This window comes from Streptomyces sp. NPDC020192, from assembly GCF_044388685.1.
GTDB lineage: Bacteria > Actinomycetota > Actinomycetes > Streptomycetales > Streptomycetaceae > Streptomyces.
In genome coordinates this window covers 621982-648071 of record NZ_JBIRXG010000001.1, presented here as the reverse complement: position 1 = coordinate 648071, position 26090 = coordinate 621982, and the positions used below count along the sequence as shown (strand labels likewise).

Annotated in this window: 26 protein-coding genes; 11 read left to right on the top strand and 15 right to left on the bottom strand. The window is 72.2% G+C overall.

What is annotated here, in order from left to right; genetic code table 11:
• Window positions 1-4: 4 nt before the first annotated feature.
• From ACH47Z_RS02975 to ACH47Z_RS02965, 3 genes are all read right to left on the bottom strand, one after another.
• Window positions 5-1015 carry an LLM class F420-dependent oxidoreductase gene (locus ACH47Z_RS02975; protein WP_399069824.1) on the bottom strand — a complete coding sequence of 337 codons (1011 nt, stop codon included), beginning with the start codon at window positions 1013-1015 and terminating at the stop codon, window positions 5-7.
• Window positions 1016-1123: 108 nt separating this feature from the next.
• Window positions 1124-1927 (bottom strand): DUF5336 domain-containing protein, encoded by an 804-nt coding sequence (locus ACH47Z_RS02970; protein ID WP_399069822.1) that lies wholly within the window; start codon window positions 1925-1927, stop codon window positions 1124-1126.
• An 85-nt stretch (window positions 1928-2012) separates the two neighbouring features.
• Window positions 2013-2954: an N-acetylmuramoyl-L-alanine amidase gene (locus ACH47Z_RS02965; RefSeq protein WP_399069820.1), complete on the bottom strand. Its 942-nt coding sequence runs from the start codon at window positions 2952-2954 to the stop codon at window positions 2013-2015.
• A 193-nt stretch (window positions 2955-3147) separates the two neighbouring features.
• Here ACH47Z_RS02965 and ACH47Z_RS02960 point away from each other — a divergent pair, with 193 nt between their 5' ends.
• Window positions 3148-3555 carry a hypothetical protein gene (locus ACH47Z_RS02960; RefSeq protein WP_399069819.1) on the top strand — a complete coding sequence of 136 codons (408 nt, stop codon included), beginning with the start codon at window positions 3148-3150 and terminating at the stop codon, window positions 3553-3555.
• On the opposite strand, the gene ACH47Z_RS02955 is transcribed toward ACH47Z_RS02960, so the two are convergent.
• Complete coding sequence (locus tag ACH47Z_RS02955) at window positions 3552-4211, bottom strand: class I SAM-dependent methyltransferase (RefSeq protein ID WP_399069816.1); 660 nt, start codon at window positions 4209-4211, stop codon at window positions 3552-3554. The genes ACH47Z_RS02960 and ACH47Z_RS02955 overlap by 4 nt on opposite strands.
• A 91-nt stretch (window positions 4212-4302) precedes the next feature.
• The gene (locus ACH47Z_RS02950; protein ID WP_399069814.1) at window positions 4303-6036 is read right to left on the bottom strand and encodes an MFS transporter; all 1734 of its coding nucleotides are present in this window, start codon (window positions 6034-6036) and stop codon (window positions 4303-4305) included.
• Window positions 6037-6197: 161 nt separating this feature from the next.
• Between ACH47Z_RS02950 and ACH47Z_RS02945 the strand changes: the two genes are divergently transcribed.
• Window positions 6198-7409 carry a thiolase C-terminal domain-containing protein gene (locus ACH47Z_RS02945; RefSeq protein ID WP_399069812.1) on the top strand — a complete coding sequence of 404 codons (1212 nt, stop codon included), beginning with the start codon at window positions 6198-6200 and terminating at the stop codon, window positions 7407-7409.
• 7 nt (window positions 7410-7416) lie between these two features.
• Here the strand turns inward: ACH47Z_RS02945 and ACH47Z_RS02940 are convergent, their stop codons facing one another.
• A complete protein-coding gene (locus tag ACH47Z_RS02940; protein ID WP_399069810.1) occupies window positions 7417-8058 on the bottom strand; it encodes a response regulator in 642 nt (213 codons plus the stop codon).
• 245 nt (window positions 8059-8303) lie between these two features.
• Here ACH47Z_RS02940 and ACH47Z_RS02935 point away from each other — a divergent pair, with 245 nt between their 5' ends.
• Entirely contained in the window at window positions 8304-9866 is a 1563-nt protein-coding gene (locus tag ACH47Z_RS02935) for an alpha-L-arabinofuranosidase B (protein ID WP_399069808.1), read from the top strand.
• Here the strand turns inward: ACH47Z_RS02935 and ACH47Z_RS02930 are convergent.
• Genes ACH47Z_RS02930 through ACH47Z_RS02920 form a run of 3 tightly spaced genes read right to left on the bottom strand, consistent with a single transcriptional unit; the run spans window position 9844 to window position 12801 of the window.
• Complete coding sequence (locus ACH47Z_RS02930; RefSeq protein WP_399069806.1) at window positions 9844-11136, bottom strand: sensor histidine kinase; 1293 nt, start codon at window positions 11134-11136, stop codon at window positions 9844-9846. The genes ACH47Z_RS02935 and ACH47Z_RS02930 overlap by 23 nt on opposite strands.
• A gap of 16 nt (window positions 11137-11152) precedes the next feature.
• Complete coding sequence (locus ACH47Z_RS02925; RefSeq protein WP_399069804.1) at window positions 11153-11869, bottom strand: ABC transporter permease; 717 nt, start codon at window positions 11867-11869, stop codon at window positions 11153-11155.
• Window positions 11869-12801 (bottom strand): ATP-binding cassette domain-containing protein, encoded by a 933-nt coding sequence (locus ACH47Z_RS02920; RefSeq protein WP_399069802.1) that lies wholly within the window; start codon window positions 12799-12801, stop codon window positions 11869-11871. Before ACH47Z_RS02920 ends, ACH47Z_RS02925 begins: the two co-directional genes overlap by 1 nt.
• 245 nt (window positions 12802-13046) lie before the next feature.
• Here ACH47Z_RS02920 and ACH47Z_RS02915 point away from each other — a divergent pair, with 245 nt between their 5' ends.
• The 3 genes from ACH47Z_RS02915 to ACH47Z_RS02905 are packed head-to-tail and all read left to right on the top strand — an operon-like array spanning window position 13047 to window position 15968.
• The gene (locus tag ACH47Z_RS02915; RefSeq protein ID WP_399069800.1) at window positions 13047-13907 is read left to right on the top strand and encodes a MaoC/PaaZ C-terminal domain-containing protein; all 861 of its coding nucleotides are present in this window, start codon (window positions 13047-13049) and stop codon (window positions 13905-13907) included.
• A 31-nt stretch (window positions 13908-13938) separates the two neighbouring features.
• Window positions 13939-15015: a Zn-dependent alcohol dehydrogenase gene (locus ACH47Z_RS02910; RefSeq protein WP_399069798.1), complete on the top strand. Its 1077-nt coding sequence runs from the start codon at window positions 13939-13941 to the stop codon at window positions 15013-15015.
• A gap of 11 nt (window positions 15016-15026) precedes the next feature.
• Entirely contained in the window at window positions 15027-15968 is a 942-nt protein-coding gene (locus tag ACH47Z_RS02905) for a 3-oxoacyl-ACP reductase (RefSeq protein ID WP_399069796.1), read from the top strand.
• 55 nt (window positions 15969-16023) lie between these two features.
• Here the strand turns inward: ACH47Z_RS02905 and ACH47Z_RS02900 are convergent, their stop codons facing one another.
• Together ACH47Z_RS02900 and ACH47Z_RS02895 are read right to left on the bottom strand one after the other, a co-directional pair.
• Window positions 16024-16182, bottom strand: a complete 159-nt coding sequence (locus tag ACH47Z_RS02900) for a hypothetical protein (RefSeq protein WP_399069794.1) — start codon at window positions 16180-16182, stop codon at window positions 16024-16026.
• 96 nt (window positions 16183-16278) lie between these two features.
• On the bottom strand, window positions 16279-17730 hold the full coding sequence (locus ACH47Z_RS02895; protein ID WP_399069792.1) for a hypothetical protein: 1452 nt from the start codon (window positions 17728-17730) through the stop codon (window positions 16279-16281).
• Between the two features lie 187 nt (window positions 17731-17917).
• On the opposite strand from ACH47Z_RS02895, the gene ACH47Z_RS02890 reads away from it, so the two are divergent.
• The 3 genes from ACH47Z_RS02890 to ACH47Z_RS02880 are packed head-to-tail and all read left to right on the top strand — an operon-like array spanning window position 17918 to window position 20675.
• Window positions 17918-18757 carry a Nif3-like dinuclear metal center hexameric protein gene (locus ACH47Z_RS02890; protein ID WP_399069790.1) on the top strand — a complete coding sequence of 280 codons (840 nt, stop codon included), beginning with the start codon at window positions 17918-17920 and terminating at the stop codon, window positions 18755-18757.
• A gap of 13 nt (window positions 18758-18770) precedes the next feature.
• On the top strand, window positions 18771-19514 hold the full coding sequence (locus ACH47Z_RS02885; RefSeq protein ID WP_399070360.1) for a zinc ribbon domain-containing protein: 744 nt from the start codon (window positions 18771-18773) through the stop codon (window positions 19512-19514).
• Window positions 19515-19535: 21 nt separating this feature from the next.
• On the top strand, window positions 19536-20675 hold the full coding sequence (locus tag ACH47Z_RS02880) for a bifunctional RNase H/acid phosphatase (RefSeq protein WP_399069788.1): 1140 nt from the start codon (window positions 19536-19538) through the stop codon (window positions 20673-20675).
• Here ACH47Z_RS02880 and ACH47Z_RS02875 read toward each other — a convergent pair.
• On the bottom strand, window positions 20650-21285 hold the full coding sequence (locus tag ACH47Z_RS02875; RefSeq protein WP_399069786.1) for a bifunctional 4-hydroxy-2-oxoglutarate aldolase/2-dehydro-3-deoxy-phosphogluconate aldolase: 636 nt from the start codon (window positions 21283-21285) through the stop codon (window positions 20650-20652). The genes ACH47Z_RS02880 and ACH47Z_RS02875 overlap by 26 nt on opposite strands.
• Before the next feature lie 72 nt (window positions 21286-21357).
• Complete coding sequence (yaaA, locus tag ACH47Z_RS02870; RefSeq protein ID WP_399069784.1) at window positions 21358-22140, bottom strand: peroxide stress protein YaaA; 783 nt, start codon at window positions 22138-22140, stop codon at window positions 21358-21360.
• 74 nt (window positions 22141-22214) lie between these two features.
• On the opposite strand from yaaA, the gene ACH47Z_RS02865 reads away from it, so the two are divergent.
• Window positions 22215-23648: an RNB domain-containing ribonuclease gene (locus ACH47Z_RS02865; RefSeq protein ID WP_399069783.1), complete on the top strand. Its 1434-nt coding sequence runs from the start codon at window positions 22215-22217 to the stop codon at window positions 23646-23648.
• Here the strand turns inward: ACH47Z_RS02865 and ACH47Z_RS02860 are convergent.
• On the bottom strand, window positions 23635-23793 hold the full coding sequence (locus ACH47Z_RS02860; protein ID WP_399070384.1) for a hypothetical protein: 159 nt from the start codon (window positions 23791-23793) through the stop codon (window positions 23635-23637). The genes ACH47Z_RS02865 and ACH47Z_RS02860 overlap by 14 nt on opposite strands.
• Before the next feature lie 21 nt (window positions 23794-23814).
• A complete protein-coding gene (locus ACH47Z_RS02855; protein WP_399069781.1) occupies window positions 23815-25371 on the bottom strand; it encodes an FAD-dependent monooxygenase in 1557 nt (518 codons plus the stop codon).
• Between the two features lie 48 nt (window positions 25372-25419).
• On the opposite strand from ACH47Z_RS02855, the gene ACH47Z_RS02850 reads away from it, so the two are divergent.
• Entirely contained in the window at window positions 25420-26046 is a 627-nt protein-coding gene (locus ACH47Z_RS02850) for a TetR/AcrR family transcriptional regulator (RefSeq protein WP_399069779.1), read from the top strand.
• Window positions 26047-26090 lie beyond the last annotated feature (44 nt).

Here is a 26090-nt window from a genome sequence, read left to right as displayed (position 1 = left end):
ACGGCTAGGAGTTCAGCTCGGCCAGCACCCTGAGCGTGTGCGGGTCCGGTGACACGGCCAGCAGGTCCGTCACCGGGCCCGCACGCCATGCCGTCAGCCGCTCGGCGATGCGCTCACGCGGCCCGACCAGCGAGATCTCGTCGGCGAAGGCGTCCGGCACGGCCAGTACGGCCTCTTCCCGCCGCCCCGCGAGGAACAGGTCCTGGATCCGCCGGGCCTGCTCCTCGTACCCCATGCGGGCCATCAGGTCGGCGTGGAAGTTGCGGGCCGCGTGCCCCATCCCGCCGATGTAGAAGCCGAGCATGGCCTTGACGGGCAGCAGCCCCTCGGCCACGTCGTCGCACACCCGCACCTGGGCCAGCGGGGCCACCATGAACCCCTCGGGCACCTTCCGCACGGCCTCCCCGTACACCTCGGGCCGGCTCGGCGCCCAGTACAGCGGCAGCCACCCGTCGGCGATCCGCACCGTCTGCGCCACGTTCTTCGGCCCCTCGGCACCGAGCAGCACGGGCAGGCCGGGCCGCAGGGGATGCGTGATCGACTTCAGCGGGCGGCCGAGCCCAGTACCGTCCGCTCCCCGGTACGGCAGCGGGTGGAACCGCCCGTCCACCTCCACCGGCCCCTGGCGCCGCAGCACCTGCCGTACGACGTCCACGTACTCCCGGGTCGCGGTCAGCGGGGACTTCGGGAACGGGCGGCCGTACCAGCCCTCCACCACCTGTGGCCCCGACAGGCCCAGCCCGAGCAGCATCCGCCCGCCGGAGAGGTGGTCCAGGGTCAGCGCGTGCATCGCGGTGGCGGCCGGGGTACGGGCGGCCATCTGGGCAACCCCCGTACCCAGCCTGATCGTTGACGTCCGCGCCGCGATCCAGGTGAGCGGGGTGAACGCGTCCGACCCCCAGGACTCCGCCGTCCACACCGAGTCGTACCCGAGCCGCTCCGCCTCCACGGCGAGCGGCACATGCCGGGCGTCCGGACCGCGTCCCCAGTACCCGAGCGCGAGACCGAGTCGCATACTCCACCCACCTTCTGACGGACCGTCAGATCCGTGACCGGAAGCCGAGCGTACGACAACGGCCCCCCGCCCGGAAGGGCGAGGGGCCGTACGCTGCGCTGTGCGCGGTCAGCCGCGCTGGATGCCGGAGGTGTCCTGGAGGACACCGCGGCGGCCGTCCTGGGTCTGCGCGACCAGCGCGGGACCGCGCTGCTCGACGGCCAGGTACCAGGTGCCCGGCGCCAGTTCGGCGATCGGGGTCGGCGAGCCGTCCTCCGCGAACAGCGGACGGGTCACCGGCACGGCGAACCAGAACGGCGAGAAGTCCCCGGCGGCCGGCTGAGCCGCCGCCGGAGCGGCACCCTGCGCGGCGGCCGGCTGCGGCTGCCCGAACGGCTGCCCCGGCTGCGGCTGGGCCCCGTACGGCTGCGGCGCGGCCGGGGCACCCGGGTACCCGTAACCGCTGGGCGGCTGGGCGCCGTAGGGCTGCGGCGCGGCCGGCTTGGCGGCCGGGACCAGGGCGGCCTGGAGGGCGGGGACGAGGGGGGTGGCGATGGCGCCGCCCGCGAGGACGGCCGCGGCGATGAAACCGAGGATGAGACCGGCGCCGGCGCTCACACCATCAGGCACGTCGATGAGCGACCACAGCAGCGACCAGGCCGCCAGCACCCCGAATCCGGCGCCGACTTGACCGAGGTCGAGCCCGAGCACCTTGCGCGGCTGCGGCAGACAGCGGTTGACGACGATGAGGGCACCACCGATGACCGCGCCCATGTAGATACCCAGGCCTTCGCCCAGGTCGTCCCAGGCGTTCCGGCTGACGGTGCTTCCGTAGCCCGAGATGCTTTGGAAGCTGAGGAACGACGCGATGAACAGCACCACCGCTGCTCCGATCACCACGCCGTCGCCTCTAGTGAGGGAGCGGATATTCACTTCAGGTCCTTCGTAAGTCGTCTCTCGTCGTCGGTAGACACTACCGTCCGCAAGATCCAGCCGTACGGCCGTATCCGCCCGCCGGTCACGACCCGCGCAGGAAACTCACGATTCCGTCAGAGATTCCTTGCGCCGCCCGCTGCCGCCAGGCCCCGCTGGTCAGGAGTGCCGCGTCCTTGCTATCGCGCATGTTGCCGCACTCGATGAACACCTTGGGAACTGTTGACAGATTGAGACCACCCAGGTCCGTACGTGTAACGAGACCGGTACCTTTGCCGACGTAGTTGGACGGCGGCTCACCGGTGTCACGAAGGAAGTTGCCCGCGACGCGCGTGCCCAGGTCACGGGAGGGGCCGACCATCTTCCGGGTGTCGGCGGCACCGGCGTGCACGGCCCCCGGCAGGATGACGTGGAAGCCGCGGTCGCCCTCCGCGGAACCGTCGGCGTGGATGGAGATCGCCGCGTCGGCATGGGCGTTGTTCCCGAACCGGGCCCGCTCGTCCACGCACGGCCCCCAGGCCGGGCTGTCTCCGTCGCGGGTCATCTTCACCGTGGCGCCCTGCTGCTCCAGCAGCGTGCGCAGCCGGTGGGCGACGTCGAGGGTGAACCGGGCCTCGGTGTAACCGTCGTTGGTGGACGTCCCGGTGGTGTCGCATTCCTTCCTGTTCGTCCCGATGTCGACCTGGCGGTTGATCTCGGTGGCGTGCTGGAAGTTGCCCTGGTTGTGCCCGGGGTCGATGACCACGACCTTCCCCGTGAGCGGAAGGGAGGTGCCGGCCGCCTTGCTGTCGTCGCCGGGCGCACCGTCGGGGGAGGCCGAGCGGGTCGACGGAGCGGCCGAGTGGGTGGAGGCCGGCGCGACGGAGGCCGTACGGCCGGAGCCGTTCCCGCCTCCGCCGCCCACCGCCTCGTACACCACCCAGCCGAGCAGCGCGCCGGGCACCAGCGCGGCGAGCGCGACGGTCATGGGGCCACGCCGGGGCCGGCGAGGCTGCGGGGTTTCGAATTCCGGGCCTGTGTACGACACGTCTGCCACCCTAACGGCCGTCCGGGGTGTCCATACGGTCCAGGACGGCCCTATGGGTGACGCCGTCGAACCGCCCCACCCCCCGCCAAAAATGGTGAATTGCCGGGCAACGGCGCTCCCGCATTCGCCCTCTGACAGGTTGCGATCGGTGAGTGTTGCCGAGCACGACACCATCCGAAGGGGGAGACAGGCGATGGGCTTTCTCAACCGGCGCGCCGCGCGTGTGGCCATCGTTACGGCAGTCGGCATATCGGCACTCGGACTGAGTGCGGCGACGGCTTCCGCGAAGGTCGACTACGACTTCAAGGTGAGCCCGCACACCGTGAAGGCAGGCGCGCGTATCCACCTGAAAGGGCACGCCGCGAACGACAGCGACGTCCTGCAGAGGTTCTGTGTTCAGCAGCGGCAGGGCAGCGGATCCTGGCGCACGGTGAAGTGCGCTCACGGTGCGGTCGAGGACGGCGGCGCGGTCGACACATGGGTGCGGGCGAAGCATCGTGGCACGCTCACGTTTCGCGGGGCGCTCTACGAGGCTGACTTCGGCTCCACCAAGCTCCACCTGCAGATGGTCGGGCCGGCCGAGACCGTCAGGGTGCGCTAGATCCCCGCGCGCGTTCGCCGCAGGACACGAAGCGAACCGGTGGCGGAGACCTCCTCGAACGCCCCGGACGCGAGAGCCCGCAGATACACCCGGTACGGCGCCTGCCCGGTGAACTCGTCCTCGGGGTCCGGGAAGACGTCGTGGATGACGAGCAGACCCCCCTCGGCGACGTGCGGCGCCCAGCCCTCGTAGTCGGCGGTGGCGTGCTCGTCGGTGTGGCCGCCGTCGATGAAGACGAGGCCGAGCGGGGAGTTCCAGATCGCCGCGATCTGCGGGGAGCGCCCCACCAGGGCGACGACGTGCTCCTCCAGCCCCGCCCTGAACAGCGTGCGGCGGAAGGTGGGCAGGGTGTCCATCAGCCCGACCTCGGGGTCGACCGTCTCCGGGTCGTGGTAGTCCCAGCCGGGCTGCTGCTCCTCGCTGCCCCGGTGATGGTCGACGGTCAGCGCGCCGACCCCGGCCGCCCGCGCGGCATCGGCGAGCAGCACGGTGGACCGCCCGCAGTACGTCCCGACCTCCAGCAACGGCAACCCCAGCCGCCCCGCCTCCACGGCCACCGCGTAGAGGGCCAGCCCCTCATCCACGGGCATGAATCCCTTGGCCGCTTCGAACGCGGCGAGGATCTCGGGCTTGGGGGCAGTGGCGGGAGCGGACATGGGGGCCTTCCGGTTCGTACGACGATTCCGGCCGCCCATGCTGCCGTACCCCCGGTCACTTGTAGACAGGGGGTACGGCAAGCAGGGGCTCTCAGGCGCTCACAACCTCCCCAGGCAACGAGAGATCCAGGAGGACAGCCTCGTCCTCACCGGAATGCGTGGCAGAAGAGGCAAGCGGCCCATGGCCGGAGGCCTTCGCGGCCAGCACGTACGCGCCTTCACTCGGCACGCTGAGCGTGTAGGAACCGTCCTCGGTGGAGACGGTGGCGCCGGCCTGCCGGCCCCGCCGATCGATCAACGTGACCTTGGCCCGGGGAACCGGAACCCCGGAGGAATCCAGAACCCGGCCCTGGAACCCGCGCAGCACCTCCTCGGCCCGCTCCAGCGAAGCGTCCTCCTCGCTGCTGGCCCGGAGCTGCGGTGCCCGGCCGGCCTTCGGGAGGAACAGCGCCAGCACCAGTCCCGCCGCGACCGCCGCCGTGGCGATGAGGAAGGACACCCGGAAGCCGTGCATGGTCGGGATCGCGATGCCGCCCACGTTGTTCGCCGTGTTGGCCAGCACCATGCCGATGACGGCGCTCGACACCGACGTGCCGATGGACCGCATCAGCGTGTTCAGGCCGTTGGCCGCGCCGGTCTCCGAGGCGGGAACGGCACCGACGATCAGCGCCGGCAGGGACGAGTACGCGAGACCGATGCCCGCGCCGAGGACGACGGACGTGACGATGGTCTGCCAGGCCGCGTCCATCAGGCCGAGGCCGCCGCCGTAGCCGAGCGCGATGATCAGCAGGCCGAGGATGAGGGTGGTCTTCGGGCCGTAGCGGGCGGACAGGCGGGCGTAGACCGGGGCCGTGAACATCATCGTCAGGCCCAGCGGCGCCACGCACAGACCCGCGACGACCATGGACTGGCCGAGGCCGTAGCCGGTGGCCTTCGGCAGCTGGAGCAGCTGGGGCAGGACGAGCGAGACGACGTAGAACGCGACGCCGACCATGATCGACGCGAGGTTGGTGAAGAGGACGGCCGGGCGCGCGGTGGTGCGCAGGTCGACCAGGGGTGCCTTGATCCGCAGTTCGAACAGGCCCCACAGGACGAGGACGACGACCGATGCGCCGAACAGACCGAGCGTGGTGCCGGAGGACCAGCCCCAGTCGCTGCCCTTGGTGATCGGGAGCAGGAGCAGCACCAGGCCGGTGGACAGGCCGAGCGCGCCCGCCAGGTCGAAGGAGCCCTCGGCCCGCATGGGGGACTCGGGCACGACGAGGAGGGTGAGGGCGATGGCGATGATGCCGAGGCCGGCGGCGCCGTAGAAGAGGGCGTGCCAGTTCGTGTGCTGCGCGACCAGGGCGGCGGCGGGCAGCGCGAGGCCGCCGCCCACGCCGATGGAGGAGCTCATGAGGGCCATGGCCGAGCCGAGCTTCTCGCGGGGCAGCATGTCGCGCATGAGGCCGATGCCGAGCGGGATCGCGCCCATGGCGAAGCCCTGCAGCGTACGGCCGACGATCATGGTGAGCAGCTGGCTGGTGAGCGCGCTGACCAGGGCGCCGACCACCATGACGGCGAGGCTGAGGATCAGCATCCGCCGCTTGCCGTACAGGTCGCCGAGGCGGCCCATGATCGGCGTGGCGACGGCGCCGGACAGCAGGGTCGAGGTCAGTACCCAGGTGGCGTTGCTGGGGGCGGTGCTCAGCAGCTGCGGCAGGTCCTTGATGACCGGCACGAGCAGCGTCTGCATCACCGCGACGACGATGCCCGCGAACGCGAGCACCGGAACCACGGCCCCGCTCGCCCGCCGGGGCGGCTGGTCGGTCGTCGTGTGGGTCATTGAGTGAGGCCTCCCGTGAACATAAGTGGTGGGTAAACCTCGTATGCACAGGCAACTATTCCGTTGCTTCGGGCCTCTAATGGATTCTTGACCCGCTCATGGGTTTCTGACGTCGGGTCGGGTCTGGTGGATTTATGGAACACGTTCTACTCTGGCGCGCCATGAAGGCCTATGTCGCCGGGGTCGGGATGACCAGGTTCGAGAAGCCCGAGACCCGTTCATGGCAGTACTGGGACATGGTGCGGGAGGCGGGCGGGGCGGCCCTGGCGGACGCCGGGATCGCCTACGAGGATGTGGAACAGGTTCCGGTCGGCTACTGCTTCCAGCCCTCCACCGCCGGCCAGCGGGCCGTGTACGAGCTGGGGCTCACCGGCGTCCCCGTGTACAACGTCAACAACAACTGCGCGACCGGCGCGACCGCCCTGATGCTGGCCCGGCAGCTCGTCGAGGGCGGTGCCTGTGACTGCATCCTGGCGCTGGGCTTCGAGAAGATGAAGAAGGGCGCCCTCGGGGGAGGGGCCGACGGAGGGGCCCGCGGCGGAGCCGCTGATGCATGGGGCTCGACGTCTCCCGTCGCCCGGCACTACGGCATCATGGCCGCCCGGCACGGCTTCGAACCGGCCCCGCCGACCGCGCAGATCTTCGGCGACGCGGCCCGCGAGCACATGGAGCGGTACGGCACGACGGAGGCACAGCTCGCCGCCGTCGCCGCCAAGAACCACCGGCACTCCGCGCACAACCCGTACGCGCAGTTCCGGGACGTCTACGAGGTGGCCGACATCCTGTCCGCGCGGATGGTGCACCGGCCGCTGACCAGACTCCAGTGCTCGCCGACCTCGGACGGCGCGGCGGCGGTGGTCGTGGTGTCACGGCGGTTCGCCGACGAGCGCGGGCTCTTAGGGCTGGTGGAGATCGCCGGGCAGGCCATGGCCACGGACACCGAGGAGTCCTTCGCCTCCGGCTCGTGCATCGACGTCGTCGGGCAGCCGATGTCGCGCGAGGCGGCCGGCCGGGCGTACGGGCTCTCGGGGCTCGGCATCGAGGACGTCGACGTGATCGAGCTGCACGACTGCTTCTCGGTCAACGAACTGCTGACGTACGAGGCGCTCGGCATGTGCGAGGCGGGGGAGTCCGGGAAGCTGGTCGAGTCGGGCGCGACGACGTACGGCGGGCGCTGGGTGGTGAACCCGTCGGGCGGACTGATCTCCAAGGGCCACCCGCTGGGCGCGACCGGTCTCGCCCAGACCGCCGAACTGGTCTGGCAGCTGCGCGGCGAGGCGGGGGAGCGGCAGGTGCCCGGCGCGCGGGTGGGGCTCGCGCACAACATCGGGCTGGGCGGGGCGGCGGTGGTGACGCTGCTGCGGGGGATGTGACGGGCGGCTACAACCACCCCTGCTGCCGGGCCTCCCGTACCGCTTCCGCCCGGTTGCGGGTGCCCGTCTTGCCGATCGCCGAGGAGAGGTAGTTGCGGACGGTGGACTCGGACAGATGCAGCCGGCCGGCGATGTCGGCGACCGTCGCCCCGTCCACCGACGCCTTCAGCACGTCGCACTCACGGGCCGTCAGCGGATTCCGTCCGGCGCTGAGCGCGGCGGCGGCGAGCGCGGGATCGACCACGGTCTCCCCGGTGAGCACGCGCCGGATGGCCACGGCCAGGTCCTCCACGGGCCCGTCCTTGACGAGGAACCCGGCCGCCCCGGCCTCCATGGCCCGGCGCAGATAGCCGGGCCGGCCGAAGGTGGTGAGGATCAGCACCCGGCAGTCGGGCGCCTGCTCGCGCAGCTCGGCCGCCGCGTCCAGCCCACTGGCGCCCGGGAGTTCGATGTCCAGCAGGGCCACGTCGGGCCGGTGCAGCAGCGCCGCCTCGACGATCGCGTCCCCGCGCGAGACCTGGGCGACGACCTCGATGTCGTCCTCCATGCCGAGCAGCAGCGCGAGGGCCCCGCGCATCATCCCCTGGTCCTCGGCGAGCAGAACCCGGACGCACGTGGCGGGTCCGCCGTCCCGGGGCATCTCGTTCATGGGCTCAGCGTACGGCCACGCCCGCGCCGGGTGCGGGAGTGGTCTGTGAGGCGCCTGTTCGTCGATTAAAGACTCGGCATTGTCCCGTGCGGCGGGGGTTGACGCCCTCGGACGCCACCCAAACAATCGCCCCTGCATTTCCAGGAATCCCCACGCAATTTCGCAGTCGAATGGGTTCGGCATTTCGATCGAACGCTGTCCGAGATCCCGAACGTGAGCTGTCCTACGACGAACCGAGGTGCACCTTGCTCCCCAGAACCCCCCGCCCACGGCGCCTGAGAAGCGCCGCCCTGTCCGTGCTCGCCGTCTGCGCCACGCTCGTCGCGCTGCTCCTCGGCACCGGCGTGCCCCAGGCGGCCGCCGCGAGTTCGCTGCCCTGTGACGTGTACGCCGCCGCAGGCACCCCGTGCGTCGCCGCGCACAGCATGGTCCGGGCGCTGTACTCCTCGTACAACGGCTCGCTGTACCAGGTACAGCGAGCCTCGGACAGCGCGACCAGGAACATCGGGCTGCTGGCCGCCGGCGGATACGCCGACGCGGCCGCCCAGGACTCCTTCTGTGCCGGTACGACCTGCATCATCACCAGGATCTACGACCAGTCCTCCCGCCACAACGACCTCACCGTCGAGGGCGCCGGCGGCGCCGGTGTGGCCGACGTCGGGTCCCCGGCGGACGCGCTGCCGGTGACCGTCGGCGGGCACCAGGTCTACGGCCTGGAGATCTCCGCCGGGATGGGCTACCGCAACGACGCCACCTCGGGTGTCGCCACCAACGGCGCCGCCGAGGGGATGTACATGGTGACGTCCGGCACGCACGTCAACGGCGCCTGCTGCTTCGACTACGGCAACGCCGAGACCAACAACAAGGACACCGGCAACGGGCACATGGACGCCATCAACTTCGGCACCGAGTGCTGGTTCTCGCCCTGCTACGGCTCCGGCCCCTGGGTGCAGGCCGACCTGGAGAACGGGCTGTTCCAGTCCGACGCCGGATACAGCAAGAACTCCTCCAACACCGGCACGGGCGCGCTGCCGTTCGTGACCGCGCTGCTCAAGAACAACGGGCAGAACCATTTCGCGCTCAAATGGGGAAATGCGCAATCGGGCGGGCTCACGACCACCTATTCCGGCGGTGAGCCGACCACCAGTGGCTACTCGCCCATGCACCAGGAGGGCGCCATCGTCCTCGGCACCGGCGGTGACAACAGCAACGGCTCCATCGGGTCCTTCTTCGAGGGCGTGATGACCTCCGGCATCCCGACCGACGCCGCCGACGACGCCGTACAGTCGAACATCGTCTCCGTGGGCTACGGCGGCGCGACCGGCAGCAGCGGCACGCTCAGCGCCGGTTCGGAGATCTCGCTGCGCGCGACCACGTCCTGCTGCACCGGCGACTACGTCCGGCACCAGAACGGCGCCGGTGTCATCTCCTCCATCACCTCCAGTAGTTCCAGCCTGGACAAGAACGACGCCACCTGGATCGTGCGCCCAGGGCTCGCCGACAGTTCCTGCGTGTCGTTCGAGTCGCGCAACTACCCCGGCGACTATCTGCGCCACTACAACTTCAAGATCTACCGGCAGCCCATGGACGGCACCGCCCAGTTCCGGGCCGACGCCACCTTCTGCCCGACGACCGGCAAGAGCGGTACCGGCGCCTCGTTCGCGTCGTACAACTACCCGACGAAATACCTGCGTCACTACGACTACAACCTCTACATAGCGAGCGACGGCGGATCCAACACCTGGGACAGCAGCACGTCCTGGACCGACGATGTGAGCTGGGCGGTCAGCACGCCCTGGGCGCCGTAGCCACGACGTCCGCGAACTCCGCCGACTCCACCGGGAGTTCGGCGGTGACCGAGAAGCCGCCGCGTGGCGACGGGCCGGCCGTGAGCGAGCCGCCCGCCGCCGCGAGGCGCTCGGTCAGCCCCTTCAGGCCCGTGCCGCCGATGCCCTCCCGGGGCCGGCTGACCGGCTCGCCGGTGCCGTTGTCGGTGACGGCGAGCCGGGCCTGCTCGGCGCCGCTCTCGATGGTGATCTCACAGCGGCTCGCGTCACTGTGCCGGACCACGTTGGTGACCGCCTCGCGCACCACCCAGCCGAGCAGCGCCTCGGTCTGCGGGGCGAGCGGCGTGCCGGACTGCCGGATCACCGGCTCCACGCTCGCCGCGGACAGCGCCGAGCGGGCCCGGGTCAGCTCGGTGGCGAGGCTCCCCTCGCGGTAGCCGGTCACCGCCTCGCGGATCTCGGTGAGCGCCTGCCGGCCCACCGACTCGATGTCCGTGATCTGGCCCAGCGCCGCGTCCATGTCGCGCGCGGCCAGCCGCCGGGCCGCCTCCGACTTCACCACGATCACCGACAGGGTGTGGCCGAGCAGATCGTGCAGATCCCGCGAGAAGCGCAGCCGCTCCTTCTCCACCGCGCGCCGCGCCAGCTCCTCGCGCGCCGCCCGCAGCTCCCGCACCGCCTCGGACAGGCCGAGGATCGCGGCGGTCACCATGCTGGACAGAAAGGTGCCGTAGGCGATGTTCACCGCGTCCGAGCCGTCGTGGACGCCGGAGATCGCACCCGCGTACCCGGCCAGCAGCAGGCCCGTCCGGCCCAGCCACGGACCGCGCAGCGCCGCACCCGTCGCGAGGCCCAGCAGCGGGAAGAACATCAGCCAGTTGCCGCCGTAGCCGAGGGCCAGGCCTGTGGTCAGCAGGCCCATGAGCCCCAGCGCCACCCGGGTGGAGACCGCCTCGCGCCGCTCACGGTCGAAGGAGCGGAAGGTGACGTAGATGTACAGCGAGTTGAAGGTCAGCAGGCCCAGGCCGCCGATCAACGGGTTCGGGGTCTTGCCCTGGAGGAGGTTGGAGAAGGCCCCCATCCCCATCAGCAGCCAGGGCAGCAGCGCGAAGCCGGTGGGCGGCGGACCCGGGTGGTCGACATCCGGGGCTCTGCCCGTCTTCCGCGCGGCCTGCTGCGCGGCGACGAAGCGCTCGTGCTCCGCCTTCCAGCGGTCGCGCTCCGCCTTCCACTCGGTCCGTCCCGCCTGCCAGGCCCGCGCCTGACATCGCAGTCTGCTCCACACCCTCATGTCCGTGTTCCCCCGATCAGATGGTCCCCGCCCCACGGCGGTACGACAGCACAGCGTACGAACCGAACAGTCCCAGCCAAACCGTCAGCACGATGATGGCACCGCCACCGGGGGCGTGCCCGTCGGCGACGGCGGTCCCCAGCTGGGCGAACCGGTGCGTGGGGGTGTACGCCGACAGGGCGCGCAGCCAGCCGGGGAACAGGCTGACCGGGAACCACAGTCCACCGAGCACCGAGAGCCCCAGGGTGCACATCATGTTGGCCACACCGGTCGCGGGCCCGGTCAGCCGGTAACCGTTGCCGAGGCCGAGCAGCGTGAACGGCAGCGAGCCGAGCCACAGCAGCACCGTGAGCGCGGCCCACTGCCAGGCCGCCAGCCGCACCCCGTTGACCAGACCACCCGCCGCGAGTACGGCGACGATCGCGGGCAGCACGGTCACCGCGCCGGTCAGTGTCCGCCCGGTCACCACCTCGCGCGGGGTCATCGGGGTCACGCGCAACTGCCGCAGCCAGCCGACGGCTCGGTCCTCGGCGACGGCACCTCCGGTGTTCAGCGCGGAGCCGACGGCGCCGTAGGCCGCCATGCCGACCATCCCTGCGGTGCTCCAACTGTCGTCGGCGCCGCCGAGGTTGGTGAACAGCAGGTACATCATCACCGGCATGGCTATGCCGCCGATGACGAATCCGGTGTCGCGGAGGGTGCGGCGGACTTCGAGGCGTACGTAGGCGAGCATCACACGACCTCCGGGTCATGAGAGCGGTGGGAGCGCCCCTTCGGGGCGCTTGTCAGCTCCAGGAACGCGTCGTCCAGTGACGCCGGAGTCACCTCAAGCCCTCGTATCGCCCCCAGCTCCGCCAGGGCGACAACCGTCGCGTCCGAGTCGTCCGTGCGCAGCCTGGCCCGGTCGCCGTCGATCTGTACCGAGCGGACCCCCGGCAGCAGAGCCAGTCCCTCCGGGTCGCGCCCCGCCAGGTCCAGGCTGACCAGGTTGCCGCCCGCCGCCCGCCGCAGTTCCTCGCCCGTGCCCTCGGCGGTGATCCGGCCCCGGTCGATGATCACGATCCGGTCGGCGTGCGCGTCGGCCTCCTCCAGGTAGTGCGTGGAGAAGAGGACGGTGTGGCCCCGGCGGGCGTAGGCGCGCATGGAGTCCCAGAAGGCGTGCCGGGCCTCCACGTCGAGCGCCGCCGTCGGTTCGTCCAGCACCAGCAGCGCGGGGTCCCCGGCCAGCGCGAGCGCGAACCGCACCCGCTGGACCTGCCCGCCGGACAGCCGGTTCACCCGCCGCCCGGCCAGGTCGGCGATCCCGGCCAGCTCCAGTGCCCGCGCCACCGGCATGGGGGCGGGGTAGCGGGAGGCCAGGAAGGTGACCAGTTCGCCCACCGTGGCCCGGGGCACCGGACGGGCGTCCTGGAGCATCGCGCCCACCCGGCCTGCGCGCACCGACCGCTCGGGCGCCGCACCGAACAGTTCCACGGTGCCGGCGTCGGGCTCGTACAACCCGAGCAGCAGCCCGATCGTGGTGGACTTGCCGGCGCCGTTGCGGCCCAGCAGGGCCACGGTCTCCCCGCGCCCGATGTCCAGATCGAGGCCGTCCACGGCGCGCACCTCGCCGTACGTCTTGACCGCCCCCGTGAAGGACACGGCGGTGTTCTCCGTCTGTGTCATGCCTACGACGTTACGAACCCGGCCCCCGCCTCCGGCAGATGCGCATGTACGGACCCGGGCAGTACAAATGTCACTGCTCCGGCCGAGCTGACACAGCGTCAGGAGCCTTCACAACTGCGGAGGGCTCGGCTATACAAGGGGCGCCGGACTGGAACGCGTTCTAGATCGGCCCCGTAGCGACCTCGGTGCGGCCGACGGTGCGGACGTCCGCGCCGGGGTCTTGGACCGCCAGTGTCAGGAGCCGTATGCCCATCGACGCAGCGAAAGCCCTCGCGGCCGAACCCCGGACCGGTGAGATCTCCTGGACCACCAAGGACGTACAGCTCTACCACCTCGGCATCGGCGCCGGCATCCCCGCCACCGACCCCGGCGAGCTGCGCTACACCCTGGAGTCCCGGCTGCACGTCCTGCCCAGCTTCGCCACCGTCGCGGGCGCCGGCGCGCCCGGGGTGATCAGGGGGCTGTCCATGCCCGGCGTGGAGGTCGAGCTCGCCAGGGTCCTGCACGGCGGACAGACGCTGGAGATCCACCGCCCGATCCCGGCCGAGGGCACGGCGACCGCGACCAACCGGCTCGCCGCCGTCTACGACAAGGGCAAGGCCGCCGTCCTGGTCCTGCGCACCGAGGTCGCCGACGCCGACGGACCGCTGTGGACCAACGACGCCCAGATCTTCGTACGAGGGGAGGGCGGATGGGGTGGCGACCGAGGTCCCTCCACGCGCCTCGACCCGCCCGCCGGTGAGCCCGACCGGACCGTCGAGCGGGCGATCCGCGAGGACCAGGCCCTGCTCTACCGCCTCTCCGGCGACTGGAACCCGTTGCACGCCGACCCCGACTTCGCCAAGCGCGCCGGCTTCGACCGGCCCATCCTGCACGGGCTGTGCACCTACGGCATCACGCTCAAGGCGGTCGTGGACACGCTGCTCGACGGGGACGTGAGCCGGGTCCGCTCGTACACCACCCGGTTCGCCGGAGTCGTGTTCCCGGGGGAGACCCTGCGCATCCGCATGTGGCAGGGGGAGGGGAACGTCGTCCGGGTGGCTGTGAGCGCCGTCGAGCGGGAGGACGCGCCCGTCCTCGCCGACACCACCGTCCAACACTCCTGAGCCAACGCACCGTTGAGGGGAGAGCCGCACCATGCGCGCAGCCGTACTGCACGAGATCGGCCAGGAAAAGCTCGAGGTTCATGACGACGTCGAGGCCGTGGGCTTCGGGCCCGGCAAGGTCAGGGTCCGGGTGCGCGCCACCGGGCTGTGCCACTCCGACCTGTCCGCGATGAGCGGGGTGCTGCCGCAGCCCGCACCGTTCGTGCCGGGGCACGAGGGCGCGGGGGAGATCCTCGAAGTCGGGGACGGGGTGCGGCACGTGAAGCCCGGCGACCGGGTCGTGATCTGCTGGCTGCCCGCCTGCGGCGCCTGTCCGGCCTGCAAGCGCGGCCAGACCCAGCTGTGCCTGGCCGGGTTCATGAACGCCGGCACCCCCAACTTCAGGCGGGCAGCCGGTGACGTCTTCGGCTTCGCCGGCACCGGCACCTTCGCCGAGGAGGTCGTGGTCGACGCGGGCTGTGCCGTGCCCATCCCGCAGGACGTGCCCTTCGACATCGCCGCGCTGATCGGCTGCGGGGTCACGACAGGGCTCGGTGCCGCCCTCAACACCGCTGATGTGCAGGCCGGTTCGTCCGTCGCCGTCATCGGCTGCGGGGGCGTCGGGATCTCGGCGGTGCAGGGGGCGCGGCTGAAGGGCGCCGCCGAGATCGTCGCCGTGGACCCGGTCGCCTCCCGGCGCGAGTCCGCCCTCAAGTTCGGTGCCACGAAGGCCGTTTCGCCGGACGAGCTGGCTGACGCCAAGCAACAGGTCACCGGCGGCGAGGGCTTCGACTACGTCTTCGAGGTCGTCGGCAGGTCCGCCACCGCCCGCACCGCCTACGAGAACACCCGGCGCGGCGGCACCCTCGTCGTGGTCGGCGCCGGTGCCATGGACGACTTCCTCCAGCTCAACATGTTCGAGCTGTTCTTCGACGAGAAGCGCATCCTGCCGTCCATGTACGGCGGCGGGGACGTGCTGCGCTCCTACGAGCGCGCGATCGCCCTGTGGCGGGCCGGCCGGATCGACCTGGCGGGCCTGATCACCCACCGGGTGCCGCTGGCGGAGATCAACGAGGCACTGGACCAGATGCGTACCGGGACCGCCCTGCGTACGTGCATCGAGATCTGAGGGCGCCGGCCATGTCACTGCCACTGGAGGGGATGGCGGCGATCGTCACCGGCGCCGGGCGCGGGCTCGGCCGGGCCGAGGCCCTGGAACTCGCCCGGCTCGGCGCGGCCGTCGTCGTCAACGACTACGGACAGTCCGGGCGGGACGGCTCCGGTGAGGCGTCGGCCGGTCCCGCCGAGGAGGTCGTGGCCGAGATCGCGGCCCAGGGCGGCCGGGCCCTCGCCCACACCGGGGACGTCGCCGACTTCCAGCAGGCCGAAGAACTCGTACGGTTGGCGGTCAGCGAGTACGGCAAGCTGGACATCCTCGTCAACAACGCGGGCATCCTGCGCGACCGCATGGTCTTCTCCATGACCGAGGACGAGTGGGACGCGGTGATCCGGGTCCACCTCAAGGGCCACTTCAACACCACCCACTTCGCCGCCGCGCACTGGCGGGAGCGGTCCAAGGCGGCCGGCGGGGCGAAGGTCTACGGGCGGATCGTGAACACCTCCTCGGAGGCCTTCCTGGCCGGTTCCGCCGGACAGCCCAACTACGCGGCCGCGAAAGGCGGCATCGTCGGCCTGACCACCTCCACCGCCCTCGCCCTCGCCAAGTACGGCGTTACGGCCAACGCGATCTGCCCGCGCGCCCGCACCCGGATGACCGAGGACGTCTTCGCCGGCTTCCGGGAACCGGAGGGGGGCCTGGACCCGCTGGCCCCCGGGCATGTCGCCCCGCTCGTCGGCTATCTGGCCTCGCCGGCCGCCGCCCGGATCAACGGCCAGCTCCTCGTCGTACACGGCGGCATGGTCGCGATCGTCGAACGGCCCCGGGTGCGGGCGAAGTTCGACAGCAAGCAGGAGACGTTCACGTACGACGAGCTGGACGCGCTGCTCACCCCGCACTACGCGGACCGGCCGCCGGGGGAGACGTTCGCGGCGGCGGAGGTGCTGGGGCTCGGACGCGAGTGAGGAAAAGGGAAGAGGGGGTGCCCCGTATCAGGCACCCCCTCTTCCTCTCTTACCGTCAGGCAGCCGCCTCGGCGGTCTCCGTAGCGGGCTTGCGGTGCCGCCCGTGCGGAGTCTGCTCACCCTCCTGGGCCGAGATCTGGCCCCGGTGCCGGCCGTGGCCGGACGCGTCCTGAGAGTCGGCAGACAGCTGCTCAGTGGTGCTGGTGTCGCTCATCGGAAGAATTCACCCCGTCAACATGATCTTTCGTACAGCCCGGCGAGTGTAACCGGCACACCACGGGCCGAATCCAGGCGCACACGCCAACCGGCACTAGTTCGTTACAAGACGCCCCAGTGGTGCCTGCTGCAACGGCACCGGACGTGCCATGACGGGCTCCGGAATCCCTGTTTTCGCAGGCGCCACGGGACGCTCGGCACGCACTGCGGGCGCCGTACGCCCCGCAGGTTCCGGAGGATCCGGTTCCGTCGGCTCCGGCGACGCCCCGGGCGCCCCGGCAGCCGTGCCGTCCCGGACCGGACCCTCCAGACCCACGCCCCCCGAGCCCCCCGCTCCCTCCGGCACCACGGCAACCCAGCCTCCCGCAGCACCGGAGCCCCTCGGGGCCGCGGCCGTACCGCTTCCCGCAGCCCCCGCTCCCCCCGAGACTGCGGCCGTACCGCTTCCCGTAGCCCCCGCTCCCCCCGAGGCCGCCGCCGTACCGCTCGCCGCAGGCCTCTCCCCCCTGGGTGCCATAAGCTCCGCCACGCCGCACGGAGTCTCCTCCGTGGCGTACGGCAGCCGCAGCACCCCGTCCCGGGTCCACAGTCCGGTGCCGGTCAGCCATCCCTCGGGTGCCGGGAGGTGGTCGACGTGCCGTCCGGCGGGCCGCCAGATGCCCACCCAGCTGCCGACCGGCCCGTCGACGCGGAGTGCCACCGCGCAGTTCTCCGGCATCAGCACCTGCCCCGGCTGGATCGCGAACGGTGTCACCGTGCAGTCCGGCATCCGCAGGGACTCCGGGAAGCGCACCGGCAGCGTGCTGCCGAGGACGCCCCAGCCCAATCGTTCCCGCCCCGGCGAGGGCGCGTCCGAGGAGATGAGCAGCAGCCCGCTGTCGGGGTCGGCGAGCAGCAGCCGGTCGTCGCTGCCGGGCGCGATCTGGAGCAGGGGCGAGACCTCGGCGCGCTCCAGGTTCACCACGACCGTCTTCACCGGCCCGCGGCCCGGCTCCCGGTCCAGCGCCAGCATCCGCCCGGCGCGGTCCAGCCACACCCCGCCCGAGCAGCGCCCCGGCACCTCCGCGAGCCGCTCCGGACCGAAGGCGCCGCCCGCCACCAGCCAGACGGTGCTGGAGCGCGGGCCGACGGCGAGGGCGTACGCCCGCATGCCCCCCGGCGCGGGCGGCAGCAGCGCGAGCCGGGTGCCGGGCTCGGGGCACTCCACCGCGCCCAGCGGCAGCTCACCGGTGCCGGGCCCGGTCGGGTACAGCAGCGAGAAGGCGTGCCGCCGCTCGATCAGCCGGTGGATGAGCACCCGGCCGTCGGCCAGCGGCTGCACCTCGGTGCCGGGCTCCTCCGGCTGGTTGCCGGGCAGCGGCACGGCGTACGGCTCCGGGCCGTCCAGCGTCCAGCGCTCCGGGAACCAGCAGTCGCCGGCCGGCGCGAGCCGGGCGGCGTACGCCCCGTCCGCCGTGAGGGAGCACCCGCCGAGGGCGCGTCCGCTCCCTCCGTCGTCCGCACCGGACGCGCCGGTATGGGGTGGTTCGATCGCACAGGCTGTCATCGTTCGGTCACCTCCGGCGACGAAGCTAGTTTTCGCTCGCACAGGCATGGGACCGGCCGCGCCCGCTTCACACATACGGGTGGTGCAGAAGCGATTCACCTGAGGAAAACGGGGCGATTGTGCTGACAGGGACAAGAGCCTGCGGAAGCGGTACGGCCGCGCAGACCAGCCAGGTAGCCTTTCCCTCGTGCCCCGTCTGTCTGAAGTCATCGCCGCGCTGGAGACCCTGTGGCCCGCCGAGCGGGCCGAGTCCTGGGACGCGGTCGGCACGGTCGTGGGCGACCCCGACCAGGAGGTCACCCGGGTCCTGTTCGCCGTCGACCCCGTACGGGAGATCGTCGACGAGGCGGTGCAGCTCGGCGCCGACCTGCTGGTCACCCACCACCCGCTCTACCTTCGCGGTACGACGACGGTGGCGGCGAGCCACTTCAAGGGCCGGGTCGTGCACACCCTGATCAAGAACGACATCGCGCTGCACGTGGCCCACACCAACGCGGACACCGCGGACCCGGGTGTCTCGGACGCCCTGGCCGGCGCGCTGGACCTCAGGGTCGTACGCCCCCTGGTCCCGGACCCCACCGACCCGGCCGGCCGCCGGGGTCTCGGCCGGATCTGCGAGCTGGACCACCCGGTGACCGTCCGCGAGCTGGCCGCCCGCGCCGCCGAGCGGCTGCCCGCCACCGCGCAGGGCATCCGGGTGGCCGGCGACCCCGAGGCCCTCGTCCACACGGTCGCCGTCAGCGGCGGCTCCGGCGACAGCCTCTTCGACCAGGTCCGCGCGGCCGGCGTGGACGCCTTCCTCACGGCGGACCTGCGCCACCACCCGGCGTCCGAGGCGGTGGCCATGACCCCTCTCGCGCTGCTCGACGCGGCGCACTGGGCCACCGAGTGGCCCTGGTGCGAGCTGGCCGCGAGCCAGCTCGACGAGATCTCCGACCGCCACGGCTGGGACCTGCGCGTCCACGTCTCCAAGACGGTCACCGACCCCTGGACCGCCCACGCGGCGTCCACCACCCCGAGCAACTAACAGGAGCCCCCAACTGAACGCCGCGCCCGCCGACCAGATCCGCCTCCTCGACGTCCAGGCCCTCGACGTCCGCCTCCAGCAGCTCGCGCACAGGCGGAAGTCGCTGCCCGAGCACGCCGAGATCGACACCCTGAACAAGGACCTCACGCAGCTGCGCGACCTGCTGGTCGCCGCGCAGACCGAGGAGAGCGACACCGCCCGCGAGCAGACCAAGGCCGAGCAGGACGTGGACCAGGTGCGCCAGCGCGCCGCCCGCGACCAGCAGCGCCTGGACTCCGGCGCGGTCACCTCGCCGAAGGACCTGTCCAACCTCCAGCACGAGATCGCCTCCCTCGCCAAGCGCCAGGGCGACCTGGAGGACGTGGTCCTGGAGGTCATGGAGCGCCGGGAGGCCACGCAGGCGCGGGTGGCGGAGCTGACCGAGCGGGTCGGGTCGGCGCAGTCGAAGATCGACGACGCGAGCGGTCGCCGGGACGCCGCGTTCGAGGAGATCGACGGCGAGGTGGCGACGGTGACGAAGGAGCGCGAGGTCGTGGCGGCCTCGGTCCCCGCCGACCTGCTCAAGCTCTACGACAAGCTGCGCGGGCAGCAGGGCGGCATCGGCGCGGCGAAGCTGTACGCCCGCACCTGCCAGGGCTGCCGTCAGGAGCTGGCGATCACCGAGCTGAGCGAGATCCGCGCGGCGGCGCCGGACACCGTCGTACGCTGCGAGAACTGCGGCCGCATCCTGGTGCGTACGGCCGAGTCGGGTCTGTAGGAGTCGTAAGGGGCTTGTCGGGTGCGGGAGTTCATCATCGAGGCGGACGGCGGCTCGCGGGGCAACCCCGGGCCCGCCGGCTACGGTGCCGTGGTGACCGACGCGGCGACCGGGGAGATCCTGGCCGAGGAGGCCGAGTACCTCGGCGTCGTCACCAACAACGTCGCCGAGTACCGGGGCCTGCTGGCCGGCCTCCGCGCCGCCCACGCCCTCGACCCGACGGCCACGGTCCACGTCCGCATGGACTCCAAGCTGGTCGTCGAGCAGATGTCGGGCCGCTGGAAGATCAAACACCCCGCCATGAAGCCCCTGGCCACGCAGGCCCGTTCGGTCTTCCCCCCGGACCAGGTCACGTACGAGTGGATCCCGAGGGAACAGAACAAGCACGCGGACCGCTTGGCCAACGAGGCGATGGACGCGGGGTCTGCCGCGAAATCCCTCGACGAGCAGCAGCTGTCCAGCAGCGGAAGGGAAACCGTGGCCGCCACAACCGAGCAGCCCCAGTCGACGCAGGGCTGGAGCAGCGCCCCCGACCTCGGCGCCCCCGCCACCTTCGTGTTGCTCCGCCACGGCGAAACCCCCCTGACCCCCCAGAAGCGCTTCAGCGGCAGCGGCGGCACCAACCCCTCCCTCTCCGACGCCGGCCGCGAACAGGCCCGCCGAGTCGCGGAGGCACTCGCGAAGCGCGGCACGATCCAGACCGTCCTCGCCTCCCCCCTCGCCCGCACCCGCGAGACCGCCGGCGTCGTCGCCGCCCGCCTCGGCCTGGAGGTGACGATCGAGGACGGCCTGCGTGAGACGGACTTCGGCGCCTGGGAGGGGCTCACCTTCGGGGAGGTCCGCGACCGCTACCCGGACGACCTGAACGCCTGGCTCGCCGACCCCGAGGCCCACCCCACCGGCGGCGGCGAGAGCTTCGCCGAGACGGCCACCAGGATCGCCGCCACCCGGGACAAGCTGGTCGCCGCGTACGCGGGCCGCACGGTCCTCCTCGTCACCCACGTCACCCCGATCAAGACCTTCGTCCGCCTCGCCCTCGGCGCCCCGCCCGAGTCCCTGTTCCGTATGGAACTGTCGGCGGCCGCCCTGTCGGCGGTGGCGTACTACGCGGACGGCAACGCCAGCGTCCGGCTCTTCAACGACACGTCCCACCTGCGCTGAGCCCCGCCGCCTCCCGGGCCAGCGCCTCGATCCGCCCCCAGTCACGGGCGGCGACGGCGTCCGCCGGGAGCATCCACGTGCCGCCCACACAGCGGACGTTGGGGAGTGCCAGGTACTCGCGGGCGTTGGCCGGACCGATCCCGCCCGTCGGGCAGAAACGGGCCTGGGGGAGCGGTCCGGCGAGCGACTTCAGGTAGGCCGTGCCGCCCGCCGCCTGCGCCGGGAAGAACTTCATCTCCCGCACCCCGCGCTCCAGCAGCGCGACGACCTCCGAGGTGGTCGACACCCCGGGCAGGAACGGCACCCCCGACCCGCGCATCGCCTCGAGCAGCGCCTCCGTCCACCCGGGACTGACCAGGAACCGCGCCCCCGCCGCCGTACAGGCGCTCACCTGCTCCGGCGTGATCACCGTCCCCGCCCCGACCACCGCGTCCGGCACCGTGTCGGCGATCGCCCGGATCGCGTCCAGCGCCGCCGGCGTCCGCAACGTCACCTCGATCGACGGCAGCCCCCCGGCCACCAGCGCCCGTGCCAGCGGTACGGCGTCGGAGGCGTCCTCGATGACGACGACGGGCACGACGGGGGCGAGGTCCAGCGGAGATGAGGCCATGGCGTCATCGTGCCGAAGCGGTGCAGCGTGCGCAAAGGTCATTGCACATGCTGCAATGCGAGGGAGGTGGGCTCAGTGGATCTCGTTCACCAGCACGTCCAGCGCCCACGCCCGCCCCGCCTTCGTGGGCGCCTGGGCCTCCACCTCGTACCCGAGATCCCGCAGCGCCTCGACGAGCTCGGCCGGACCGGAAGGCGCCACGCCCACCGACACCAGACTCCGTACGATCCGCCCCTTCGTCGCCTTGTTGAAGTGGCTGACCACCTTCCGGGTCGGCGCGTGCAGCACCCGTACGGTCGCCGTCCGCCCCGCGACCTCGCCCTTCGGCTTCCAGGCCGCCGCGTACGCCGCCGAGCGCAGGTCCAGGACCAGGCCGTTCCCGGCCGCCTCGGGCAGCACCTCGGCCATCGGCGCCCGCCAGTGCGCGCCCAGCGCGCCGAGCCCGGGCAGCTTCACGCCCATCGAGCAGCGGTAGGAGGGGATACGGTCCGTGACCCTGACCGCGCCCCACAGGCCCGAGAACACCAGCAGCGAGCGCGCCGCCCGCTTCTTCGCCGCCGCGTCCAGCGTGGCCAGGCCGAGGGCGTCGTAGAGGACACCGGTGTAGATCTCCCCGGCCGGGCGGGCGCCCGCCGTCGGCAGGCCGGCGTTCTTCGCGACCTCGCCGCGCAGCCCCTCGCTCAGCCCCAGCACCTCGCGCGCCTTCTCCTCGTCCCCGGCACACAGCTCCACCAGCTCGCCGAGCACCGCCTCCCGCGCGGCGGACAGCCCCGGCAGGGACAACGCCTCCAGCTTCAGCGGGGCACCCGCGCCCGGGTTCGCCTTGCCTTCCGACGGCGGCAGCAGGACCAGCACCACGTACTCCTCACCTAGACCTCCGCGACAGCGTACGGCGTGCCGCCCACCCCGCCTCGACCTACGCTCGCTGTATGCCACGCCGCAGGATCCGTGTGACCGGTGCCCCCGAGGCCCCGCTCCGGGCCGCGCTCGCCGCGTTGCGTGCCGAGCTCGGTGTCCCGGGCGCGTTCCCGCCGGGGGTCCAGGAGGAGGCCGAGCGGGCGGCGAAGGCGCCCGCCGTACCGTCGTACGACGCCACCGACACCCCCTTCTTCACCCTCGACCCGCCCACCTCCACCGACCTCGACCAGGCCGCCCATCTCTCCCGGCGCCGCACCGGCTACCGGGTCCGGTACGCCATCGCCGACGTCGCCGCCTTCGTCGCACCCGGCGGCGCGCTGGACACGGAGGCGCACCGGCGGGTCAACACCCTGTACTTCCCGGACGGGAAGGTCCCGCTGCACCCCGTCGTGCTCAGCGAGGGCGCCGCCAGCCTGCTGCCGGGGCAGGTCCGCCCGGCCGTGCTGTGGACGCTCGACCTGGACGCGGACGGCCGGACCGTCGCCGTGGACGTGCGCCGCGCCCTGGTCCGCAGCCGGGCCAAGCTCGACTACGCGGGAGTGCAGAGGCAGATCGTCACCGGGACCGCCGAGGAGCCCGTCGCGCTGCTCAGGGAGATCGGCGAGGTCCGGGAGCGGCTGGAGGTGGCGCGCGGCGGCATCTCCCTGAACGTGCCCGAGCAGGAGATCACCGCCGAGGACCACACCTACCGCCTCGGCTACCGCGCCCCGCTGCCGGCCTACGGCTGGAACGCCCAGCTCTCCCTGCTCACCGGCATGGCCGCCGCCGACGTGATGATCACCTACGGCACCGGCGTGCTGCGCACCCTCCCGGCCGCCCCCGACGGCGCCGTCGCCCGGCTGCGCCGTACCGCGACCGCGCTGCACATCGACTGGCCGCACCACGTGTCGTACGCGGACCTGATCCGCTCCCTCGACCCGCACACCCCGCACCACGCGGCCTTCCTCCAGGAGTGCACGACCCTGCTGCGCGGCGCCGGCTACACCGTCTTCCGGGGCGGCGAGCTGCCCGCGATCACCACACACGCCGCCGTCGCCGCCCCCTACACCCACTGCACGGCCCCCTTGCGCCGCCTCGCCGACCGCTACGCCGCCGAGCTGTGCCTCGCGGCCCTCGCCGGACAGTCCCCGCCCGACTGGGTGCTCGCCGCGCTCGACGCGCTGCCCCGCCGGATGGCCGACGGCTCCCGTATCGCCGGGACGGTCGAGCGGGAGTGCATCGACCTCGTGGAGGCGGCCCTGCTCAAGGACCGGATCGGGGACGTCTTCGAGGCCTGCGTGGTGGACATCGAGGAGCGTCAACCGACCGTCGGCACCGTGCAGTTGACCTCCCCGGCGGTCATCGGCCGGATCGAGGGCGACGACCTCCCGCTCGGCGAACGCCTGCGGGTACGGCTCGCCCAGGCCGATCCGGGGACGTCGAAGATCCTCTTCACGGCCGCGTGAGCGCCTGGACCAGTCCGCCGGGGTCATCGGCGTGCAGCCGTACGACACGGACGTCCCGGCGGTGGCCGAGCAGCGTCAAGTGAGGGACGGGCTCGGTGAGTTCGAGCGTGACGGAGGTCTGGGAGCCGACCGCGAGGACATTCACGGCGGGGGTCGAGCGACCGGCTCAAGCGGTGACGGCGGGCGCCCCGAGCCAGCGTTCCAGGACCTCCGGCAGACCCTTGCCGTCCACCGCGTCCGCCGTGTCCTCCCGGTCGGCGGCCCAGGCCACGAAGCCGTCCGGGCGGACGAAGAGCGCGTGCAGACCGGGCCGGTCCGGGCAGGCGAGCGTACGGATCTCCAGCCGGTCGGCGTAGCCCTCGGCCCGGTCGCGCAGCGCGGGGTCGTCGGCGAGGTCGAGCAGCAGGGCGCGGCCGGAGTGGAGGTGGTCGCCGAGCCGGGTGCCGTCGGACAGCTCCAGGTCGGGCGCGCTCGCGCCGGTCAGCGGGTGCTCGCCGGGCAGGTCGTAGCGCTGCCAGACGCCGGAGATCCGGTTGACGAGGTACGTCGTGCCGGTGGTGGTCAGCGCCAGGTCGGTGACCACCCGGCGCAGGGCGCGGGCGTGCCGGTCGGGGCGCATCACCGCGATCTGGGCCCGGGTCCAGTCGAGCACCCAGGCGCCGATCGGGTGGCGTTCGGCGGTGTAGGTGTCCAGCAGGGACTCGGGGGCCTGACCGCGTACGACGGCGGCGAGCTTCCAGCCCAGGTTCATCGCGTCCCCGAGGCCGAGGTTCAGACCCTGCCCGCCGAACGGCGAGTGCACGTGCGCCGCGTCGCCCGCGAGCAGCACCCGGCCCTTGCGGTAGTCGGTGGCCTGGCGGGCGTTGTCGGTGAACCGGGTCGCGCTGATCACCTTGTGGATGGTGACCTCGGGCACGCCGGACACCCGGCGCAGGCCGGCCTGCAGTTCCTCGGCGGTGACGGGGGCGGACCGGTCGGCCGGGGGGCCGTCGAACTCCACGGTGAGGATCCGCCCGGGGAACGGCCCGTTGACGTACGTCCCCACGTCGGTGGTGTTCCAGCCCGCGCCCAGCCGCTCGTCGCCGGACATCTCCACGACCGCCTGACAGCCGGTGATCTCCGGGTCCGTGCCGGGGAAGTCGAACCCGGCGAGCTTGCGGACGGTGCTGCGGCCGCCGTCGCAGCCGACCAGCCAGTCGGCCCGGATCGTCCCGTCGCCGGTGTGTACGGCGACCCCGTCGGCGTCGGCGTCGAAGCCGGTCAGCTCCACGCCCCGGCGCACCTCCACGCCGAGCTGCGCGGCCCGCCGGGCCAGGATCCGCTCCAGCTCCGCCTGGGGCACGCCGAGCCCGCTGTCGGCGGCGGGGCCGACGTCCTCCCAGGCGGGGTCGGAGCCGTCGAAGAGATCGGGGTCCATCATGATCCCGCCGAAGTGCCCGGCGAACTTGGGCGGGGTCCTCATGGCGCCCTGGCCGCTCTCCCCGAAGGCGCGCAGCCGTTCCAGCAACGCCTCCCACACCGCCGCCAGCTCGGGCAGCAGCCCCCGCCGGTAGAAGGCGACCGCGCTCGGGATGTTGACCGAGCCCGCCTTGATCGTCTCGTCCACCTCGGTCAGCCGCTCCACGACGAGCACCCGTGCCCCGCCGAGCCCGAGTTCGCAGCCGAGGAAGAGCCCCACGGGGCCGGCGCCGGCCACCACCACGTCGTAATCCGTCGTCGTCATGGCTTTCACTGTAGTCACTAAAAGTTTTGAGTGGCTATAGTTTCCTGTATGGATCAGGAACTGGACGAGGGGCTTCCGCTGAGGGAGCGCAAGAAACGGGCCACTCGGCAGCGGATCTCCGACATCGCGACGGGGCTCTTCGTGGAGCGGGGCTTCGACGCGGTGACGGTCGCCGAGGTCGCACGGGCGGCCGGTGTGTCCGCGATGACGGTCTTCAACTACTTCCCGCGCAAGGAGGACCTGTTCCTCGACCGCATCCCGCAGGCCGCCGAACTCTTCGCCGAAGCCGTGCGGGACCGCGCCCCCGGCGAGTCCCCGCTCGCCGCCCTGCGCCGCCTCGTGCTCCGCCTCCTCGACGAGGGGCACCCGCTGAGCGGCGTGGGGGAGCACTACCCGCACTTCTACCGCGTCGTCATCGCCTCCCCGGCCCTGCGCTCCCGCGCCCGCGAGGGTGTCGAGGAGGTGGAACGCGCGCTGGCCGCCGCCCTCGCCGAGTCGGGCGCGGCGGACTCCCGGCTCCTGGCGGCCCTCACCGTCGCCGCCTACCGCACGGTCTTCGTCACCTCCGCGCACCGCCTGCTGTCCGGCGACCCGGTGGACGAGGTGGCCCGGGACCACCGGGCACGACTGGGGGTGGCGTTCACGGCCCTGGAGCGGGCGGGGCTTGACGGCTAACGCCGTTAGCCCTACGGTGTGGCTAACAAAGTTAGCCGCTGACG

Coding starts and splice junctions, on each gene's coding strand:
- ACH47Z_RS02910 (WP_399069798.1), top strand. CDS start 13,939: ATGCGCGCAGCCGTACTGCACGAGATCGGCCAGGAAAAGCTCGAGGTT.
- ACH47Z_RS02945 (WP_399069812.1), top strand. CDS start 6,198: ATGAAGGCCTATGTCGCCGGGGTCGGGATGACCAGGTTCGAGAAGCCC.
- ACH47Z_RS02895 (WP_399069792.1), bottom strand. CDS start 17,730: ATGACAGCCTGTGCGATCGAACCACCCCATACCGGCGCGTCCGGTGCG.
- ACH47Z_RS02905 (WP_399069796.1), top strand. CDS start 15,027: ATGTCACTGCCACTGGAGGGGATGGCGGCGATCGTCACCGGCGCCGGG.
- ACH47Z_RS02850 (WP_399069779.1), top strand. CDS start 25,420: ATGGATCAGGAACTGGACGAGGGGCTTCCGCTGAGGGAGCGCAAGAAA.
- ACH47Z_RS02930 (WP_399069806.1), bottom strand. CDS start 11,136: ATGAGGGTGTGGAGCAGACTGCGATGTCAGGCGCGGGCCTGGCAGGCG.
- ACH47Z_RS02975 (WP_399069824.1), bottom strand. CDS start 1,015: ATGCGACTCGGTCTCGCGCTCGGGTACTGGGGACGCGGTCCGGACGCC.
- ACH47Z_RS02915 (WP_399069800.1), top strand. CDS start 13,047: ATGCCCATCGACGCAGCGAAAGCCCTCGCGGCCGAACCCCGGACCGGT.
- ACH47Z_RS02875 (WP_399069786.1), bottom strand. CDS start 21,285: ATGGCCTCATCTCCGCTGGACCTCGCCCCCGTCGTGCCCGTCGTCGTC.
- ACH47Z_RS02900 (WP_399069794.1), bottom strand. CDS start 16,182: ATGAGCGACACCAGCACCACTGAGCAGCTGTCTGCCGACTCTCAGGAC.
- ACH47Z_RS02920 (WP_399069802.1), bottom strand. CDS start 12,801: ATGACACAGACGGAGAACACCGCCGTGTCCTTCACGGGGGCGGTCAAG.
- ACH47Z_RS02855 (WP_399069781.1), bottom strand. CDS start 25,371: ATGACGACGACGGATTACGACGTGGTGGTGGCCGGCGCCGGCCCCGTG.
- ACH47Z_RS02960 (WP_399069819.1), top strand. CDS start 3,148: ATGGGCTTTCTCAACCGGCGCGCCGCGCGTGTGGCCATCGTTACGGCA.
- ACH47Z_RS02955 (WP_399069816.1), bottom strand. CDS start 4,211: ATGTCCGCTCCCGCCACTGCCCCCAAGCCCGAGATCCTCGCCGCGTTC.
- ACH47Z_RS02950 (WP_399069814.1), bottom strand. CDS start 6,036: ATGACCCACACGACGACCGACCAGCCGCCCCGGCGGGCGAGCGGGGCC.
- ACH47Z_RS02865 (WP_399069783.1), top strand. CDS start 22,215: ATGCCACGCCGCAGGATCCGTGTGACCGGTGCCCCCGAGGCCCCGCTC.
- ACH47Z_RS02940 (WP_399069810.1), bottom strand. CDS start 8,058: ATGAACGAGATGCCCCGGGACGGCGGACCCGCCACGTGCGTCCGGGTT.
- ACH47Z_RS02925 (WP_399069804.1), bottom strand. CDS start 11,869: ATGCTCGCCTACGTACGCCTCGAAGTCCGCCGCACCCTCCGCGACACC.